Here is a 16004-nt window from a genome sequence, read left to right as displayed (position 1 = left end):
ATCAGTTGGCGGCGTGCCTGGTTTGAATTTGTTGAGTACCTGCAAGCTGCGGCTGCTATATCGATCACGCCGACCTGGTCTTGAGTTAGTGATGGGAATAGCAGTTTGCTCGGTTCTGGATTTTTGAGTCGCTATTGATGGCAAGGCGCAGTACATTTGCAGCACAAAAACTGCAGGACTGAGTCATGAAGCGCCCCAAGGACGAAACCCTGTCCATTCGTACCTCTAGAGACATCAAGCAGCTGCTGCGAATTGCAGCGGAAAGAGAGCGGCGCTCCATTGCCTCGATGATTGAGGTGCTAATCCTGAAATATGCTCAGGAGCAGGGTCTGCAGGCAGAAGCGCCGTTAGAGGAAGAGACGAAAAAAGGTAAGGGAAACGATGGAGCTCATTGACAATATTACAAGGCTGCTGGGTGACGACCTCAAAGCGACGCTAAAACCAGGTTCCCGCCTGAGTATCGCAGCATCTTGTTTTTCGATGTATGCATTCGAAGCGCTGAAAGCTGAGCTGGAAAAGATCGACGAGCTGAACTTCATCTTCACCTCCCCGACCTTCGTTGCCAGCGGGGTTGCCGACAAGGTCCGCAAAGAGCGAAAGGAATTCCACATCCCTAAGCTGGATCGTGAGCGCAGCCTTTACGGTAGCGAGTTCGAGATTCAGCTGCGAAACAAGCTTACCCAGCGAGCGGTTGCCAAAGAGTGCGCAGAATGGATGCGGCGCAAGGCCACCTTCAAGTCAAATCGCAGCAAGGCGCCGATGCAACAGTTCGCCTGCGTGCAATCTGCTGAAACGGACACCTCTTACATGCCATTGCACGGCTTTACAGCCGTCGATCTCGGTTACCAGCAAGGCAATGCTGTCTCCAACCTCGTCAACAAAATGGACGAGCCAACCTTCACGGCAACTTACCTGAGCCTGTTCAATCAGATCTGGAGCGACCCGGAAAAACTGGAAGACGTCACCCAGCAGATCTGCGATCACATTGCGGCTGTTTACCAGGAAAATTCGCCTGAGAGCATCTATTTTCTGATGCTTTACAACATGTTCAACGAGTTCCTGGACGACATCGATGAGGACGTTTTACCCAACGACCGTACCGGTTACCAGGACACGCTCATCTGGAACAAACTCTTCAACTACCAGAAGGATGCGGCCACCGGGATCATCAACAAGCTAGAAACCTATAGCGGCTGCATCCTGGCGGACAGCGTTGGCTTGGGAAAAACCTTCACAGCCCTAGCCGTCGTCAAGTATTACGAACTGCGCAACAAGTCGGTGCTGGTGCTCTGCCCCAAAAAGCTGGCGGACAACTGGCTCAACTACAACCGTAACCTCAAGACCAACATCTTTGCGCGTGACCGATTCAGCTACGACGTGCTGTGTCATACCGATCTCACTCGCACCAGTGGCGAGTCGTTTGGCACTCCGCTCAACCGCATCAACTGGGGTAACTACGACCTCGTCGTCATCGATGAATCGCACAACTTTCGCAACAACGATGCCTTCAAGGATAAGGAGACCCGATACCAGAAGCTGATGAATAAAGTCATCAAAGACGGTGTGAAAACCAAGGTGCTGATGCTTTCAGCTACCCCAGTGAACAACCGCTTCAATGACCTACGCAACCAACTCGCCCTAGCCTACGAAGGCGACTCCGAAAACCTAAGCAAGAAGCTGCGTACTGGCAAAACTGTCGAGGAAATTTTCCGTGGTGCACAGGCCAGTTTTAACGCTTGGTCAAAACTTCCAACTGAGGAACGCACGGCTCGTGCCATCTTGGACTCGCTCGACTTCGATTTCTTCGAGTTGCTTGACAGCGTCACGATCGCACGCTCGCGCAAACACATTCAGACCTTCTACGACACCACGGATATCGGGCAATTCCCTGAGCGGCGCAAGCCCTTGTCATTTCGTAGCCCACTGGTTGTGGATGCTGAGCAACGAACGGATGTAATGAGTTTCAACGAGATTTTCGAGCAGCTGTCTCTGCTCAAGCTCGCTGTATATGCCCCCATCAGCTACATCTTGCCTAGCCGCTTGGCGAAGTATGAAGAGATGTACGACACGCAGGTTGAAGGCGGTCGAGGCAAGCTGCGTCAGGTAGACCGGGAAAAAAGCCTGGTAGCACTGATGACAACCAATTTACTGAAGCGCCTTGAAAGCTCTGTTTATGCATTCCGCAGCACACTTAATGCTTTGAAAGAAAACCACCTGCGCGTTCTCGGCCTGATTAAGGAGTTCGAGAGTCGGGGCGGTGTAACAGAAGTCGCCAGCCTTACAGAAGCCATGGGCTCAATTGAGGCTGAAGAAGACGGTATTCCTTCGTTTCATGACTTAGAAATCGGCAACTCAATTCGGATAAAGCTGGCAGATATGGATCTGCCTTCTTGGGAGCATGAACTCCAAGTTGACCTGGAAATCATTTCGGCGTTACTGGCCTCGATGAGCAAAATCACGCCAGCCGAAGACGCCAAGCTGCAGCACCTGAAATCGCTAGTGCTCGACAAGATTGCCAATCCCATTAATCCCGGCAATAAAAAAGTACTGATTTTCACGGCTTTCGCTGATACGGCCGATTACCTCTATGACAATCTGGCCACTGATTTGCTCGCCAATCAGTACCTGCATACAGCGAAGGTTACTGGCAGTAGCGCGCCTCAGTCGACGCTAAAAAACACAGCTCAGAAGAAAAGCTACGACTTCCAGGAGCTGCTCACCCTCTTCTCGCCGCGCTCCAAAGAAAAGGCCATTGTCCTGCCCAACGAACCGGCTGAGGTCGACTTGTTGATTGGCACCGACTGCATCTCCGAGGGCCAGAACCTGCAGGACTGTGACTACCTCATCAACTACGACATCCACTGGAACCCCGTGCGCATCATCCAGCGCTTCGGTCGAGTGGATCGCATCGGATCGCCCAACAGCAGCATCCAACTGGTCAATTACTGGCCCGACATCTCGCTTGACGAGTACATCAACCTCAAGGAACGCGTCGAGAGCCGGATGATGATTGCCGATGTCACCGCCACGGGCGACGACAATGTGCTTAGCGCCCAAGCCAACGATGTGTCCTACCGCAAGGAGCAGCTGCGCCGCCTGCAAGAAGAAGTTATCGAGCTGGAAGACCTGAAAACGGGCGTTTCGATCACAGATCTGGGGCTCAACGACTTCCGCATGGACTTGCTCAACTACGTCAAAGCCAATGGCGAGTTGTGCAACGTACCGAGCGGCATGCACGCCGCTGTGTCAGCAAAAACTGAGTTTGGCCTGCGTCCAGGCGTGATATTTACACTGCGGAACCGCAACTCGAGCGTCAGCGTTAGCCAACATAACCGTCTGCACCCGTATTACCTCGTCTACATCAGTCGTGAGGGTGAGGTCATTCATGATTACACCGAGGTCAAACGCCTGCTCGATCTGGTGCGCAGTTGCTGCAAGGGTCAAGCGCAGCCCATTCCGGAAGCCTGCAGCCTGTTTAACAAGGAAACTGCAGACGGACGCAAGATGCAGGTGTATTCCGACCTGCTTGGCAAGACCATTCGCTCGATGATCGAGGTGAAGGAGGAAAAGGATCTGGACAGCCTGTTCAGCGGCGGCAAAACCACTGCGCTGGTCAACACCATTGCCGGTCTGGACGACTTCGAGCTCATCACCTTCTTGGTAATTCAGGAGGCCGGATGAGTCATATGTCGCCAATGGAGTCGAACGCCGCGTTCATCAGCTACCCGAAGCAGGCCGCTTTTGGCCGCAACCTACCAAAGAACAAGATCTACGAACACAGCGGAGCCAACACACGGCTGAAAGACTTGTTCGTCGAGCAAGTGGAACAGATCTTCTGGCAATACAAGCTGGCTCCGGAAACGATCAACCTACCCGCTAGACCCAGTGTGCCGGAGCTTCAGATCTTCGCCATCCAGCTCAAGACGTCGGAGCTGAATCTGGATGTGTTGCGCTGCATAGATGGTGCGGTGCAGTTCCCCATTATCTTCGAGCTGAGCTTTGACGGCCGAACACAGGTAGTCGCCGCGTACAAGCGCCCGAACGAATCAGGCGCGAGCCGTTGGGTGTTGAGCGACTACTTTGCTACGGCGTGGTTACCGAGCGATATGGAGCGCGCCGCCATGCCGTTGGCGCTCGATTTGGGTGGCTTGTACGAACAGGTGCTTCACCGCCTGATTCCCACACCTGCGCGCCAGCAAGAAGGCCTTGGTGACTTGGTCGCTCGTGTCGAACAGGTTGCGGCGAAGCAGCTTGAGGTCGAGAAGGCCGCCAACAAGCTTGCCAAAGAAAAGCAATTCAACCGCAAGGTGGAGATCAACGCGCTCTTGCGACAGCTAAGAAACGAACTTGAACAGTTGACTGGTAGGGAGAACCCATGACGCAGAGCCTGAATGACGAATCGAAGAGACACATCGAGCAGGTCGCGGGCGAGGCGTTAGCGCAACTCGAAAGCATCGCCGAAGCCTCCAAGAGCAAGCTTCTTGATGGACGAACACTGGGATCCGATGCCCTGGCAAGCATCAATACGATGACGTCCAGTTCGGCTATCCAAAGACTGGATCAGATCAGCCAGGCGAACCGTGAAAGCTACCGGGTATTGGTGGCAGAGCCCGCCATTGCTCGCGTTGTGGTGGTTGATGAAGAGGGCGAAGAGAAAACCTACTACATCTGCCGCACTACGCCGGTATCGGGCTTTCCCAACTTGGCCAGCTACCGGGCCCCTGTTGGACGATTGGCCTCATTGGCGATTGGTGCAGAGTTCACGCTTCCCAATGGAGCCGTTGTTGAGGTTCTTGAGCGAGCTCAACTCCGGCCAAGTGCACTCGCCGATGGGTGGGACTCTCGCGACACCGTGGTTGAAGCCGAGCATTTCGGGCCTCTCACCATCGAGTCGCTGCGAGCGCTGCTGATTGAGGTTGCCGGGGAAGAGGTCACAGAGGACATCCTGGGCCAATTGCTGGCCGAGGAGACCGTCAAGGCCAACATCATCGACGGCGTTCGCCGCAGCGTCATCACCAAGATGGGGTTGCGGGATCAGCCCGTACTCGATCAATATCAGGACGAGATTTTCCGTCTTCCTCTCGACAAGCGCCTGCTGATCTTGGGTCCACCCGGTACCGGCAAAACGACGACCCTGATCCGGCGCCTCGGCCAAAAGCTCGACACCGCTTTTCTGGAAGAAGGCGAGCAACGCCTGGTTGAGACAGTCGCTGCAGCGCAAGGCGTTGCGCATTCCAACAGCTGGCTGATGTTCACGCCTACCGAACTGCTCAAACAGTACCTCAAAGAGGCTTTTGCCCGAGAAGGCGTTCCTGCTTCAGATCTGCGCATTAGAACTTGGCAGGACTATCGGCGCGAGCTGGCCAGGAATGCTTTTGGCGTTCTCAGAACTGCTTCTGGCGGCGGCACTTTCGTCCTGAAAGAGAGCTTGCCAAGCCTTAGCGAAGCTGCACTCGACCTACCCATTCAGTGGTTTGACGATTTCGATACATGGCAACGCAGCGCCTACGTGCAGGAGCTGCATGAAGCTGCGGCTCTACTCCATGATGCCAAGTCCCCCGACGTCAAGAGCTTGGGTATACGTTTAAAAGACATCTTAGCGCGCGCCGGTGATGGCACTCTGGCCTCCACGTTCGGCTCATTGGCCGCAGAACTCCCTAAGGTGCAGGCGCTCGTCACCAGCCTCAAGGAAGCCTCTGACGGCAAGATCAAAGCTGCGCTCAACCTGCAGCTCAACCGCAATCGGGCATTTTTAGATGAGTTAGCTCGTGTCATCGACAGCTTGCAGCAGGCGCAGGCAACTGAGACCGACGAGCAAGACGATTTCGATGCCGACGAGGAAGAAGACACCACAACATCGCGCACGGGGCGCGCGGCAGCTCTCAACGCCTACATGCAAGCCGTGCGTGCCCAGGCTCGGTCAGCAGCCTCCAAGCGTATGCTGAACAAGACCTCTCGCAACGGCAAAATCATTGAGTGGCTGGCAGATCGTGGCTTGGCAGAGACCGACCGTGCAGATGTGGGAGCGAGTCTTCTAGTGCAGACCAGCGCCCGGCGCTTCGTGAACCCGGTCAAACGCTACCTCGACGGCATTCCCAAACACTACCGTGTGTTCCGGCGAGAGCGACAAGAAACCGGGAGCTGGTATCGCAGCGAGGGCTTCGAGGCACGCGACATCCATCCACTCGAACTCGATGTTGTGCTGCTGGCCATCTTGCGCGCCGGAGGCGACCTGCTCAAACTGCCCAGCGTCCTGCGCGATATCGACAGCCCCGCTTGGTCATCGCTCCAGCCCATCCTTGGGCATTACCGCAACCAAGTATTGGTGGACGAGGCGACCGATTTTTCGCCCATTCAGCTCGCCTGTATGGCAGTACTGGCGCACCCACAACTTCGCTCGTTTTTTGCCTGCGGCGACTTCAACCAGCGCCTGACTACCTGGGGGGCGCGCTCCGCTGACGACTTGAAGTGGGTTTTTGCCGACTTCGACATAAAGGAGATTACCGTCTCCTACCGTCAGAGCAAGCAACTGAACGACTTGGCCCGTGCCATGATCCGCGCCGTCGCTGGTACCGAGCAAAACGTCAGCTTACCCGCGAATATGGATAGTTCGGGCGTGGCGCCTGCCTTGTTGGAGCATGCACGCGAGACAGCGGTCGTTGTCAGCTGGCTCGCAGATCGCATTCGTGAGATTGAGCGCTTTGTAGGCCAATTACCGTCCACCGCCATCTTTGTGAATACTGAAAATGACGTAGCCCCGGTGGCTGAGGCACTGAATGCCGCGCTGGCCGAGCACAACTTCCAGGTCATCGCCTGCCGCGAGGGCCAGGCCGTTGGGCAAGAAAGCAATGTGCGTGTGTTTGATATCCAGCACATCAAGGGCCTAGAGTTCGAGGCTGTTTTCTTTATTGGCATCGACCAGCTTGCCGAGCTACACCCTGAGCTCTTCGACAAATACTTGTACGTGGGCACCACTCGTGCGGCTACTTATCTGGGCGTGACCTGCGAGGGCGCTTTGCCATCGGCTATCGAGAGTCTGCGTGTGCACTTTTGCCAGGACTGGCAATAACACGACTGAATCTATCAAAACGAACTTGAACAATTGAGCCGCTGAGCTTCTTTAACGGAAGCTCGGCAGCTAGAGGAAAAGAACATGGAAAAGCTAAAAATGCACTCACCCAATCTCACGCAGGACAACATCGCCCGCATTCGTGATCTGTTTCCGGGCTGTGTCACTGAGGCCAAGGGGGAAGGCGGTAGCGTGAAGCTGGCGGTGGATTTTGACCAACTACGGCAGGAGCTTGCCGAATCGATCGTCGAAGGGCCGCAGGAACGTTACAACCTAAACTGGCCAGGAAAGCGCGAGGCGTTGTTGACAGCCAATGCACCGATTGCCAAAACGCTGAGGCCTTGCCGCGAGGAAAGCGTGAACTTTGATACCACGAAGAACCTGTTCATCGAAGGCGATAATCTCGATGCGTTAAAGCTTTTGCAGGAAACCTACCTCAGTAAGGTGAAATTGATTTATATCGATCCGCCATATAACACTGGGAGTGATTTTATTTACGAAGATGATTTTGCAGAAAGTTCTGATGAGTATTTTTTTCGATCTAATCAAAAAGACCCCCAGGGAAATCGTCTCGTAGCCAATAGTGAGGCAAATGGACGCTTTCATTCTGACTGGCTCAGTATGATTTATCCGCGGTTGAAACTAGCAAGAAATTTACTTTCTGATGATGGTGTGATATTTGCATCTATTGATGATAATGAATCTGCCAATCTAAAACGAATTTTAGATGAGATCTTTGGGGAGCAGAATTTCATCGACACAATCGCTGTCGAAATGTCGACGACTTCAGGCCCAAAAACGGTAAATGCCCAGCAGGGCACTATCGTGAAGAACGTTGAGTTCGTTCATGTGTACAGAAAATCAGCTGAATTTGACAAGAAGCCCCATAAGCCACTCCTTGATGGCATCGATACGTACGATACGCATTATTCGGTTTGGCTGAATGATGATGGGACTTTAGGAAGCGTTGCAGAGAAGCTATTTGCCGACAGCAAAGTTGGAAGTGACATTCATCGATATGAACTTGCAGTGCGAGGCCGATTTAGCCTTAAAAGTATCGACAAGTTGCTCTCGGTCTCGGAGGCAGCAAGAACGTTCATTTCTGAAAATCTAAAAAAAATAGCAAGCATCGACAGACCACCCGTATCCGCTTCAGGAAAGGTAATACCAACTGGCCATTGGGAGTCTTTTGAGACGGACCATCGTACATATTTTTTGACAACGCTTGAAAATGGCACACTAAGAGCGTTAATTCCCCTCGCATTAAACTATCGCATGTCGGATGACTACCGGCCGAGATTTGGCCGAACTGTTATTCGTGGAGACCTTTGGAAAGGTTTTCATCAAGATATGGGGAATGTTGCTAGAGAGGGCGGCATTGCATTCGCCAACGGGAAAAAGCCAGTTCGCTTGATAAAGCAACTTATAAAGTGGGCGGACAATAATAAAGATGGAATTATTCTTGATCTTTTTGCTGGCTCGGGGACTACAGCTCAAGCTGTGATGGAGGCCAATGCCGAAGATGGTGGGGGCCGCCGTTTTGTTGTAGTGCAAGTTGCTGAAGCTCCCGATCCTAAGTCAGAGGCTGCAAAAGACGGCTATGGGTCCATTGCAGAACTCACACGAGAACGTATTCGTAAAGCAGGTGCATCGAGTCTTTCGAGTTTGAGTTCTTCTGGTCAGAACCTTGACGTTGGGTTCCGCTCCCTACGGATAGACTCATCAAACATGGCCGAGATCTACTACGTCCCCGATGCCGTCAGTCAAGGTGATCTCATCAACGCCGTCGACAACATCAAGCCCGACCGCAAGTTCGAAGACCTGCTATTCCAGGTGATGCTGGACTGGGGCGTCGATCTGGCCCTGCCGGTTAGCAAGCAGTCCATTCAAGGCAAGGACGTGTTCTTTGTCGATGGCGATGCGCTCGCCGCCTGCTTCGACTCTAGTGGCAGCATCGACGAAGCATTCGTGAAAGAACTGGCCAAGCAACAGCCCCTTCGTGTGGTGTTCCGCGATGGAGGCTACAAAGACAGTGCTGTCAAAATCAATGTCGAGCAGATTTTCAAGCTGTTGTCGCCAGCCACCGAAGTCAAATGCATCTGAGGGGCATGCGATGAAACTTAAATTCAAGACGCAGTCTTATCAGACAGCGGCGGTGCAAGCCGTGGTCGACTGCTTCAAAGGTCAACCGCCCGTTACAACGGAGGCTATCAGTTACCGCATCGATCCGGGCAAGGCCAAGAAAGGGGTTGAAGACTTGTTTGCCAAGGGTGGGTTCAAGAACGCTGACCTGAAGCTGACGGGCGTCAATTTGCTGGAAAACATCACCCAGGTGCAGCATCAGCAGAACTTACCACTATCGAGTTCATTGACCGATTTTTATACGCTCAATGGCAATCGGGAGCGTGTTGCAGCAACAGCGCAATACAAAGAAACTGCCAAAGCAGTATCAGACCTGCATCTTGACATCGAGATGGAAACCGGAACTGGGAAGACTTATTGCTACATCAAGACCATTTTTGAGCTGAACAAGCAGTACGGCTGGAGCAAGTTCATCATAGTGGTGCCCAGCATTGCCATTCGTGAAGGCGTGGCCAAGTCACTGGAGATCACCGCAGAGCATTTCCTGGAGACGTACCACAAGAAAGCGCGCTTCTTCATCTACAACTCCAAGCAGTTGCACCATCTGGAGAGCTTCTCGTCGGATGCTGGGATCAACGTGATGGTAATCAACGTGCAGGCGTTTGCTGCCCGTGGCGCTGATAACCGGCGCATCTATGACGAACTCGATGATTTTCAGTCGCGCCGCCCGATTGATGTGATCAGCGCCAATCGGCCGATTCTGATCCTGGACGAGCCACAAAAAATGGAGGGTGCGGCAACCCTGAAGTCCTTGGAGGAATTCAAGGCGCTGATGGTGTTGCGCTACTCGGCCACTCACAAGACCACGCACAACAAGATCCATCGGCTGGACGCGTTGGACGCCTACAACCAGAAGCTGGTGAAGAAAATCGCTGTACGCGGCATATCAGTGAAGGGGCTGGCGGGCTCCAATGCCTATCTGTACTTGCAGTCCATCGAGATTTCGAGCAAGGCACCTGTGGCCCGTGTTGAGTTCGAGCAGAAGCTGAAAAGCGGCGAGATCAAGCGTGTAGTGCGCAAGCTCTCCAAGGGCGACAACCTCTTCTCTGATGGCTTTTCAAACGAGCTGGATCAGTACCGTGGCTATGTGGTCGCGGACATCAATGCCAACACGGATACCCTGAGTTTCACGAACGGCGTGGAGCTCTTTGTTGGCGAGGCCACCGGGGATGTCAACGAAGAAGCGCTGCGCCGCATCCAGATTCGGGAAGCCATCAAGGCACACTTCGATAAAGAGCTGGCCCTATTCCAACAAGGTATCAAGGTGTTGACCTTGTTCTTCATCGATGAAGTGGCCAAGTACCGCGATTACTCGACAGCGGACGAGAAAGGCGACTACGCACGTATCTTTGAAGAGGAGTACCGCCAGTACCTGAACGAGGTGCTGGACCTGGATGAAACGCCGTATATCAAGTACCTGAAGGGTATTGATGCAGGCAGGACGCATAGCGGCTACTTCTCCATCGACAGGAAGACTAAGCGGCTGGCCGATCCCGATGTGGAGAAACGCGGAGAAAATGCAGGGCTGTCCAATGATGTGGATGCCTACGATCTGATCCTGAAGGACAAGGAGCGCTTGCTGTCATTCGACGAGCCAGTACGTTTTATCTTTTCGCACTCCGCTTTGCGTGAAGGCTGGGACAATCCTAACGTGTTCGTCATTTGTGCGCTCAAGCACAGCGACAACACCATCTCGCGGCGGCAGGAGGTAGGTCGTGGTTTACGCTTGTCCGTTAACCAGAGCGGTGACCGAATGGATCACCCCGCCATCGTCCATGACGTAAACGTGCTAACCGTAGTGGCAAGCGAGAGCTATAAGGACTTCGTATCTGCGCTGCAGAAGGACATCAGCGAATCTTTGTCAGCGCGTCCTAAGGTCGCTGACGAAGCCTATTTCACTGGTAAGGTACTCAAGACCCCAACTGGCGATATTGAAGTCACGCCGCAATTGGCCAAGCAGATCTACAAATACCTGCTCAAGAACGACTACAGCGACGATGCTGACCGCATTACAGGCGCGTACCACGACGCCAAGAAGGAAGGCACCCTGGCTCCGCTGCCCCCGGAGCTGCAGCCTCATGCCGAGCAGGTGTACCAGCTAATCGACAGCGTCTTCAGCTACAGTCAGATGTTTGAAATCAGCGACGACCGTCGGCCAAAGAAGAATCCGCTCAACAGTAACTTCGACAAACAGGAATTCAAGGAACTGTGGAATCGGATCAATCGCAAGGCCGCCTACAGTGTTGACTTTGATTCGGCGGAACTGGTCAAGAAAGCAGTCGAGGAGCTGGACAAGAGCCTACGAGTGACGCCCTTGCAGTATACGATCCAGAAAGGTGAGCAGATCGATCAGGTAACTGCCGATGCGCTGAAGAGCGGTGATGGTTTCAAAGTTTCTAAAACGACTGTTGAGTACGACAAGCAGTCAATTCATTCAACGGTGAAGTATGACCTCATTGGTAAGGTTGCCGAGGGTACGAAACTAACGCGACGCACGACGGCGGACATCCTTAAAGGCATCAGTGTCGCGATATTTGCGCAGTTTCGTACCAATCCTGAAAGCTTCATCGCCGAAGCAATTCGACTGATCAATGAGCAGAAGGCAACGATGATCATTGAGCACTTGGCCTACGACCCCGTTGAGGAAAAGTTTGATTTGGACATCTTCACTTCTGGTCAGACCAAGCAGGACTTCAGTAAGGCCGGTGACAAACTCAACCGTCACATCTACGACTACGTAATCACCGACTCTGGCATCGAACGCGAGTTTGTGAAAGAGCTGGACACGTGCACCGACGTGGTCGTGTACGCCAAATTACCGCGCGGCTTCCTGATCCCCACGCCCGTTGGCGATTACAACCCCGACTGGGCGATTTCGTTCAAGGAAGGAGTGATCAAGCATGTGTACTTTGTGGCTGAAACCAAGGGTTCGATGTCATCATTGGATTTGCGTCCGATTGAGGCTACAAAAATCGAATGTGCACGGAAGTTCTTCGACGAGATCAATAAGAAGTATGCCCCCGAGAACGTCAAGTACGATGTGGTGAACAGCTTCGGGAAGCTGATGGAGCTGGTGAAGTAAGCAGAATCAACGCCCAGACAGATCAAACTCAAAAATGATCTGTTGCTTATCTGGGTATTCCTGACAAAAGAAAAAGTCCTGTATTGAGCCGCTAAACGGTTGCTCAGACAGGACTTTTCTTTTATCCGATGCGTTTCCGACAATATCCTGAACTTGGCTAAAGACCCAGCAGGCCAGCAGTACGACAATCAGCAGCAGAGGGAAACGCGCCATCATGATCATCAGTAGCAGTGCCGTCACGCAGCCGGCGAGTATGCTGGCGAACGCGAGTAGTGCGGCCAACATCCTCAACAATCAGCAAGGCTAGTAGTCCTCAGGATTGTTATTGCAGCAGATAGCCCATCGGCTGGTCATCTTTGTCGAAGCAGAGGATAGTTTCACAGTGACCTCCTAGCTGATCGGCATTCGATTCGCTGATGTCGGGCAACCATTTACCCAGTTCTGCGATTGGAACCCTCTTCTCGTTGATGTAGCAGTCATCGTCCATGCGCGGGTTGCACCACGCACTTTTTACATCTGGCCATTTGGACTGGGGAGGGGTAGCTGGTGGCTGTACAGCCGCTACTTGATTACCTCCTTTCTGTGCTTGCCAAGCTGCGTAGCCGCCTTCATAGCGCCCGTCAAACGTGGGGACGAGCTGATTATCAGGGACCCCAATATCCAGGTAGAACTGGTACAGGATAGAACCGGCTTTGGCGTACGACACCTGGTTAGAGGTATCGACCCGGTAGGCCACTGGCTTGCCGTCGGTGCTGATGCCGATTCGATACCAGATCGACAGCGCGAAGAAAGCATCCTGATTCCACTCCCCTACCAAGGTAGAGTTTGTCCGGCACTTACCGCGCAGGCACGTGCCACTTACTTGGTTGACATACCGTCGTTCCTGCTGGCGCTGGGCATCAAAGATGAGCACTTCCCGGGAGGTCTCCAGCCAGGTGCACTTGATCATGGGTTGGCCGTTGAAGGATTTCTTGGCGATGCACGGAATAGCTTCGGGAAGACCGCTGGTGGAGGTCTCGTCTGGGAAGGCAATGTTGCCCCATGCGTAATGATCCACGACGGCGTTTGCGTTGGCGCAGAAAGCGAGCAGAAGGATGCTGAGTATCCGTTTCATGGGTTCTCCAGTTTGTTGCTTTTGTTGAGGACGAAATCAGAGCAGGCCGTTTAACGGCCGATGATGAAGGCGAACCCCGGCGTGTCGTGGGGCAATCAATGTCGCTTTCGGTAACTATCTGAGAGCTATTTCTTGTACATGACCCTGAGTTTTTTATTGATGTAGTCTTTGAGGATTTCGTAGTCGGGGTTGTAAGTGACTAGCGCATGGCCCACACCTGCTACGGCCGTCAATGTTGCTATGGTCAATGTTGCAGGTGTTGTTAGGACGCTGAATACAGCACCAAGTGCGCCGCCCTGTACCACAGTACTTTTCACATCACTTGTGACTCGACACTTCAGTCCCAGACTTTCAATCTTGGTTTCGACAAGTTTAATTCCTGCCATGAAATTGCCCCTGAGGCCATGGATCTCGAAGGACGCTTTGCTCTTCACGAGACCTTCAATTTGCGCTTCATTCAGACCGGTTACGACGATCATGGCTTTTCTGAGCTCCCTGCAAGAGATAGTGGTTTGGAGAAAAAGTCGTATATCAACTTTTTAGGTTGAGTCTCGGTTTGATAAGTCCTTCATGTCAATAGGTTGATGACCAACCATTCAAGTTGAATTGGAGGGTGGCATGTCAAAAACCGAATCGAAGCAGCTGGCGGAGCTTGTTGGTCAAGCAATTGCTCGCCAGCGTTCTTGTTGCAAGCTGAGTCAGGAGCAGGTTGCGGAAAAGCTTGGGATTGGAAGCGAGGCCGTATCCCGTATAGAGCGTGGGATCGTCATGCCTAACATCGAGCGTTTGGTCGAATTTGCGGAAATTTTTGGCTGTGAAACCGCCGACTTGCTGACGGCGGGCAGTTCACGCCCAGAAGACCAGGCGCGCAGGCTCTACGATTTGCTGTCCACGCTGGATACGGGTGACCGCGCACTCGTCATGGATGTGGTGGAGCGTCTTGTTGACCGGCTCGGTCGTGAATGAGTTGCTATATTACGTCGGCTGAGGCGCTTGCTCAGAAGCTTCCTTCACCGCCTCATCGAATAAAGCGCCGCAGCGCAGGCACAGACAGTCGAAGCCTGCGAAGTGATATTTGGCGACATCCTCAGCCAATCGCAGCGCAGATGGGTAAGTCGGTGCGATGGCGGCCAGCCCACTCAGTAGCGAGTTGTATCCGAGGCGAACCTGCGTGCCCTGATTCGTGTCCTGAACTCCTCGTAGCGCGCCATCGGCCAGGCCGGCCAGCAGAGCAATGCCTCTTGCGACCTCCTGGGGCAGGACGGCTCTTGAGTCGCAGATCAAACATTGTCTGATCACTGTTCATTCTCCTGATGGGTTAAGTGCGGCCATTCCCTGTCTGGCCGCTCATAAAGGTTGCTGAGGTTACCCCTGCGATGCGGGATTTCTCGTGGGGTTGTCTTGGCCGGATGCGCGCAGCAGCTTGCACAGGCGGTTCAGAATCCAGCACGCAAGGACTACGGCGACCAGCAGCGGCGGGAAACGCAGCATTAGCAGGATGCTCAGCACCAGTACGACTGCTGCAGCCAGAGCCCCGATGAAAATGAATAGGCAGAATAGAAATCGAAGCAGGGTCATGACGGCTCTCCGAAAGAGGCTGCCTGGCCGATGCATTCAGTCCAGGCAGGAGTGGTATCAGATGGCGTGCGAGGCGAGCGCTTCCAGCTTGCCTGCGAGTGAGTTGGGTGCTGGTTGCGGTTCGTCACTCTCGGCAGAGCCGGTGGCGGCATCCATGCTCGAATAAAACTCCTCGATCACGGCGCCACCGTCTTCCTCGCTGTCCTCGAACGCCCCGTTGCCGAGCCCATGCTTCGCTGCGCAGTCCAATGAGGCCTGATCGAAGCCCGCAGATTGCCGGGCTTCATCGAGCTGCCGAGCGCCGAGCAACGCTTCCTCCACGCTCATACCGCTGCGCACGGTGATATCGACGTAGAAGATCGGCGTACCGTGGCTTTGCCGGGTGGACTTGCCGCGCAAACGCAGTTCCAGCGGCAGGCAGGCCAGGCGGTTGCCCGAGATGGCTTGGAAGTAATGCAGCCGGGCGGCCAGAGTGCGGATGCTATTGAAGCCGGTAGTACGGAACACGAAGCTGCCCAGCGGATCGTCATCACCGATGAGTACGTTCAGCCGACCATAAGGCTTGCAGGCACCCCCTTTGGCCAATGGACACGCATCCGGCGAGGGGCAGGGCAGTGACTGCATGCCGTCTTGAGTGGCACGCTTGCAGGTCTCGCCATTGCCCACGCACAACGGCCTGCCAGACTGCCGGTCGAACAGGGTGTAGTCGGCGCGGAAATTCAGCTCAGGCTCGTTGAACAAAAGGCGCACAGGAATACTGCGCAGCTTGTCTTCCTTGCTCTGGCGCAGTTCGTCATTGAGTGGGTGTAGTAGCCAGCCATCCCTACTTTGCACCTGGGATGTAATGGTGAACTGATCATCTTTCTCCGGCAGGCGCTTACCATTTCTCTCGACGATTTTGCCGATGGAGATGCGTCCAAGCACTGGGGGTGTCAGGGCTAAGCCTTTCAACATGATGGTTCTCCTGGAAATGAAAAAAAGGCCAGCCACGCAGCGCGAACTGAATGGAGTGGCCAAGG

At 53.7% G+C, this 16004-nt stretch carries 13 protein-coding genes; 7 read left to right on the top strand and 6 right to left on the bottom strand.

Annotated features, from left to right (window positions below; all coding sequences use genetic code 11):
• Window positions 1-185: 185 nt before the first annotated feature.
• The 6 genes from DYL59_RS29010 (at window position 186) to DYL59_RS28985 (ending at window position 12293) form a co-directional block, all read left to right on the top strand.
• On the top strand, window positions 186-395 hold the full coding sequence (locus tag DYL59_RS29010) for a hypothetical protein (protein WP_078822347.1): 210 nt from the start codon (window positions 186-188) through the stop codon (window positions 393-395).
• Window positions 382-3681 carry a helicase-related protein gene (locus DYL59_RS29005; protein ID WP_135292227.1) on the top strand — a complete coding sequence of 1100 codons (3300 nt, stop codon included), beginning with the start codon at window positions 382-384 and terminating at the stop codon, window positions 3679-3681. Before DYL59_RS29010 ends, DYL59_RS29005 begins: the two co-directional genes overlap by 14 nt.
• The gene (locus tag DYL59_RS29000; protein WP_135292226.1) at window positions 3678-4379 is read left to right on the top strand and encodes a DUF4391 domain-containing protein; all 702 of its coding nucleotides are present in this window, start codon (window positions 3678-3680) and stop codon (window positions 4377-4379) included. The genes DYL59_RS29005 and DYL59_RS29000 overlap by 4 nt, the downstream gene beginning before the upstream one ends.
• Window positions 4376-7069: an ATP-binding domain-containing protein gene (locus DYL59_RS28995; protein WP_135292225.1), complete on the top strand. Its 2694-nt coding sequence runs from the start codon at window positions 4376-4378 to the stop codon at window positions 7067-7069. Before DYL59_RS29000 ends, DYL59_RS28995 begins: the two co-directional genes overlap by 4 nt.
• 84 nt (window positions 7070-7153) lie before the next feature.
• Window positions 7154-9172 (top strand): site-specific DNA-methyltransferase, encoded by a 2019-nt coding sequence (locus DYL59_RS28990; protein ID WP_202877210.1) that lies wholly within the window; start codon window positions 7154-7156, stop codon window positions 9170-9172.
• 10 nt (window positions 9173-9182) lie between these two features.
• A complete protein-coding gene (locus DYL59_RS28985; protein ID WP_135292224.1) occupies window positions 9183-12293 on the top strand; it encodes a type III restriction-modification system endonuclease in 3111 nt (1036 codons plus the stop codon).
• Window positions 12294-12299: 6 nt separating this feature from the next.
• Here the strand turns inward: DYL59_RS28985 and DYL59_RS28980 are convergent, their stop codons facing one another.
• The 3 genes from DYL59_RS28980 to DYL59_RS28970 form a co-directional block, all read right to left on the bottom strand.
• Window positions 12300-12578, bottom strand: a complete 279-nt coding sequence (locus DYL59_RS28980; protein WP_135292223.1) for a hypothetical protein — start codon at window positions 12576-12578, stop codon at window positions 12300-12302.
• 37 nt (window positions 12579-12615) lie between these two features.
• Window positions 12616-13407: a hypothetical protein gene (locus DYL59_RS28975; RefSeq protein ID WP_135292222.1), complete on the bottom strand. Its 792-nt coding sequence runs from the start codon at window positions 13405-13407 to the stop codon at window positions 12616-12618.
• A 125-nt stretch (window positions 13408-13532) separates the two neighbouring features.
• A complete protein-coding gene (locus DYL59_RS28970; RefSeq protein WP_135292221.1) occupies window positions 13533-13886 on the bottom strand; it encodes a hypothetical protein in 354 nt (117 codons plus the stop codon).
• A 139-nt stretch (window positions 13887-14025) separates the two neighbouring features.
• Here DYL59_RS28970 and DYL59_RS28965 point away from each other — a divergent pair, with 139 nt between their 5' ends.
• Window positions 14026-14373, top strand: coding sequence for a helix-turn-helix domain-containing protein (locus DYL59_RS28965; RefSeq protein ID WP_102666330.1), 348 nt, complete (start codon window positions 14026-14028; stop codon window positions 14371-14373).
• A 9-nt stretch (window positions 14374-14382) separates the two neighbouring features.
• Here the strand turns inward: DYL59_RS28965 and DYL59_RS28960 are convergent, their stop codons facing one another.
• The 3 genes from DYL59_RS28960 to DYL59_RS28950 all read right to left on the bottom strand — a co-directional run bounded on the left by DYL59_RS28960 (window position 14383) and on the right by DYL59_RS28950 (window position 15939).
• A complete protein-coding gene (locus DYL59_RS28960; protein WP_135292220.1) occupies window positions 14383-14706 on the bottom strand; it encodes a hypothetical protein in 324 nt (107 codons plus the stop codon).
• 66 nt (window positions 14707-14772) lie between these two features.
• Window positions 14773-14985 carry a hypothetical protein gene (locus DYL59_RS28955; RefSeq protein ID WP_135292219.1) on the bottom strand — a complete coding sequence of 71 codons (213 nt, stop codon included), beginning with the start codon at window positions 14983-14985 and terminating at the stop codon, window positions 14773-14775.
• A gap of 57 nt (window positions 14986-15042) precedes the next feature.
• Window positions 15043-15939, bottom strand: a complete 897-nt coding sequence (locus tag DYL59_RS28950) for a recombination directionality factor (protein ID WP_135292218.1) — start codon at window positions 15937-15939, stop codon at window positions 15043-15045.
• Window positions 15940-16004: the final 65 nt, after the last annotated feature.

This window comes from Pseudomonas kairouanensis (assembly GCF_004682055.1).
In the GTDB taxonomy this organism is placed as follows: Bacteria; Pseudomonadota; Gammaproteobacteria; order Pseudomonadales; family Pseudomonadaceae; genus Aquipseudomonas; species Aquipseudomonas kairouanensis.
The sequence above is the reverse complement of the archived record's forward strand: the minus strand, read 5'-3'. Positions and strand labels throughout refer to the sequence as shown.

What these genes read in the sequence shown, in the direction of transcription:
- DYL59_RS29010 (WP_078822347.1), top strand. Translation starts at nt 186, where the DNA reads ATGAAGCGCCCCAAGGACGAAACCCTGTCCATTCGTACCTCTAGAGAC.
- DYL59_RS28980 (WP_135292223.1), bottom strand. Translation starts at nt 12,578, where the DNA reads ATGTTGGCCGCACTACTCGCGTTCGCCAGCATACTCGCCGGCTGCGTG.
- DYL59_RS28955 (WP_135292219.1), bottom strand. Translation starts at nt 14,985, where the DNA reads ATGACCCTGCTTCGATTTCTATTCTGCCTATTCATTTTCATCGGGGCT.
- DYL59_RS28995 (WP_135292225.1), top strand. Translation starts at nt 4,376, where the DNA reads ATGACGCAGAGCCTGAATGACGAATCGAAGAGACACATCGAGCAGGTC.
- DYL59_RS28950 (WP_135292218.1), bottom strand. Translation starts at nt 15,939, where the DNA reads ATGTTGAAAGGCTTAGCCCTGACACCCCCAGTGCTTGGACGCATCTCC.
- DYL59_RS28990 (WP_202877210.1), top strand. Translation starts at nt 7,154, where the DNA reads ATGGAAAAGCTAAAAATGCACTCACCCAATCTCACGCAGGACAACATC.
- DYL59_RS28985 (WP_135292224.1), top strand. Translation starts at nt 9,183, where the DNA reads ATGAAACTTAAATTCAAGACGCAGTCTTATCAGACAGCGGCGGTGCAA.
- DYL59_RS28975 (WP_135292222.1), bottom strand. Translation starts at nt 13,407, where the DNA reads ATGAAACGGATACTCAGCATCCTTCTGCTCGCTTTCTGCGCCAACGCA.
- DYL59_RS28970 (WP_135292221.1), bottom strand. Translation starts at nt 13,886, where the DNA reads ATGATCGTCGTAACCGGTCTGAATGAAGCGCAAATTGAAGGTCTCGTG.
- DYL59_RS28965 (WP_102666330.1), top strand. Translation starts at nt 14,026, where the DNA reads ATGTCAAAAACCGAATCGAAGCAGCTGGCGGAGCTTGTTGGTCAAGCA.
- DYL59_RS29000 (WP_135292226.1), top strand. Translation starts at nt 3,678, where the DNA reads ATGAGTCATATGTCGCCAATGGAGTCGAACGCCGCGTTCATCAGCTAC.
- DYL59_RS29005 (WP_135292227.1), top strand. Translation starts at nt 382, where the DNA reads ATGGAGCTCATTGACAATATTACAAGGCTGCTGGGTGACGACCTCAAA.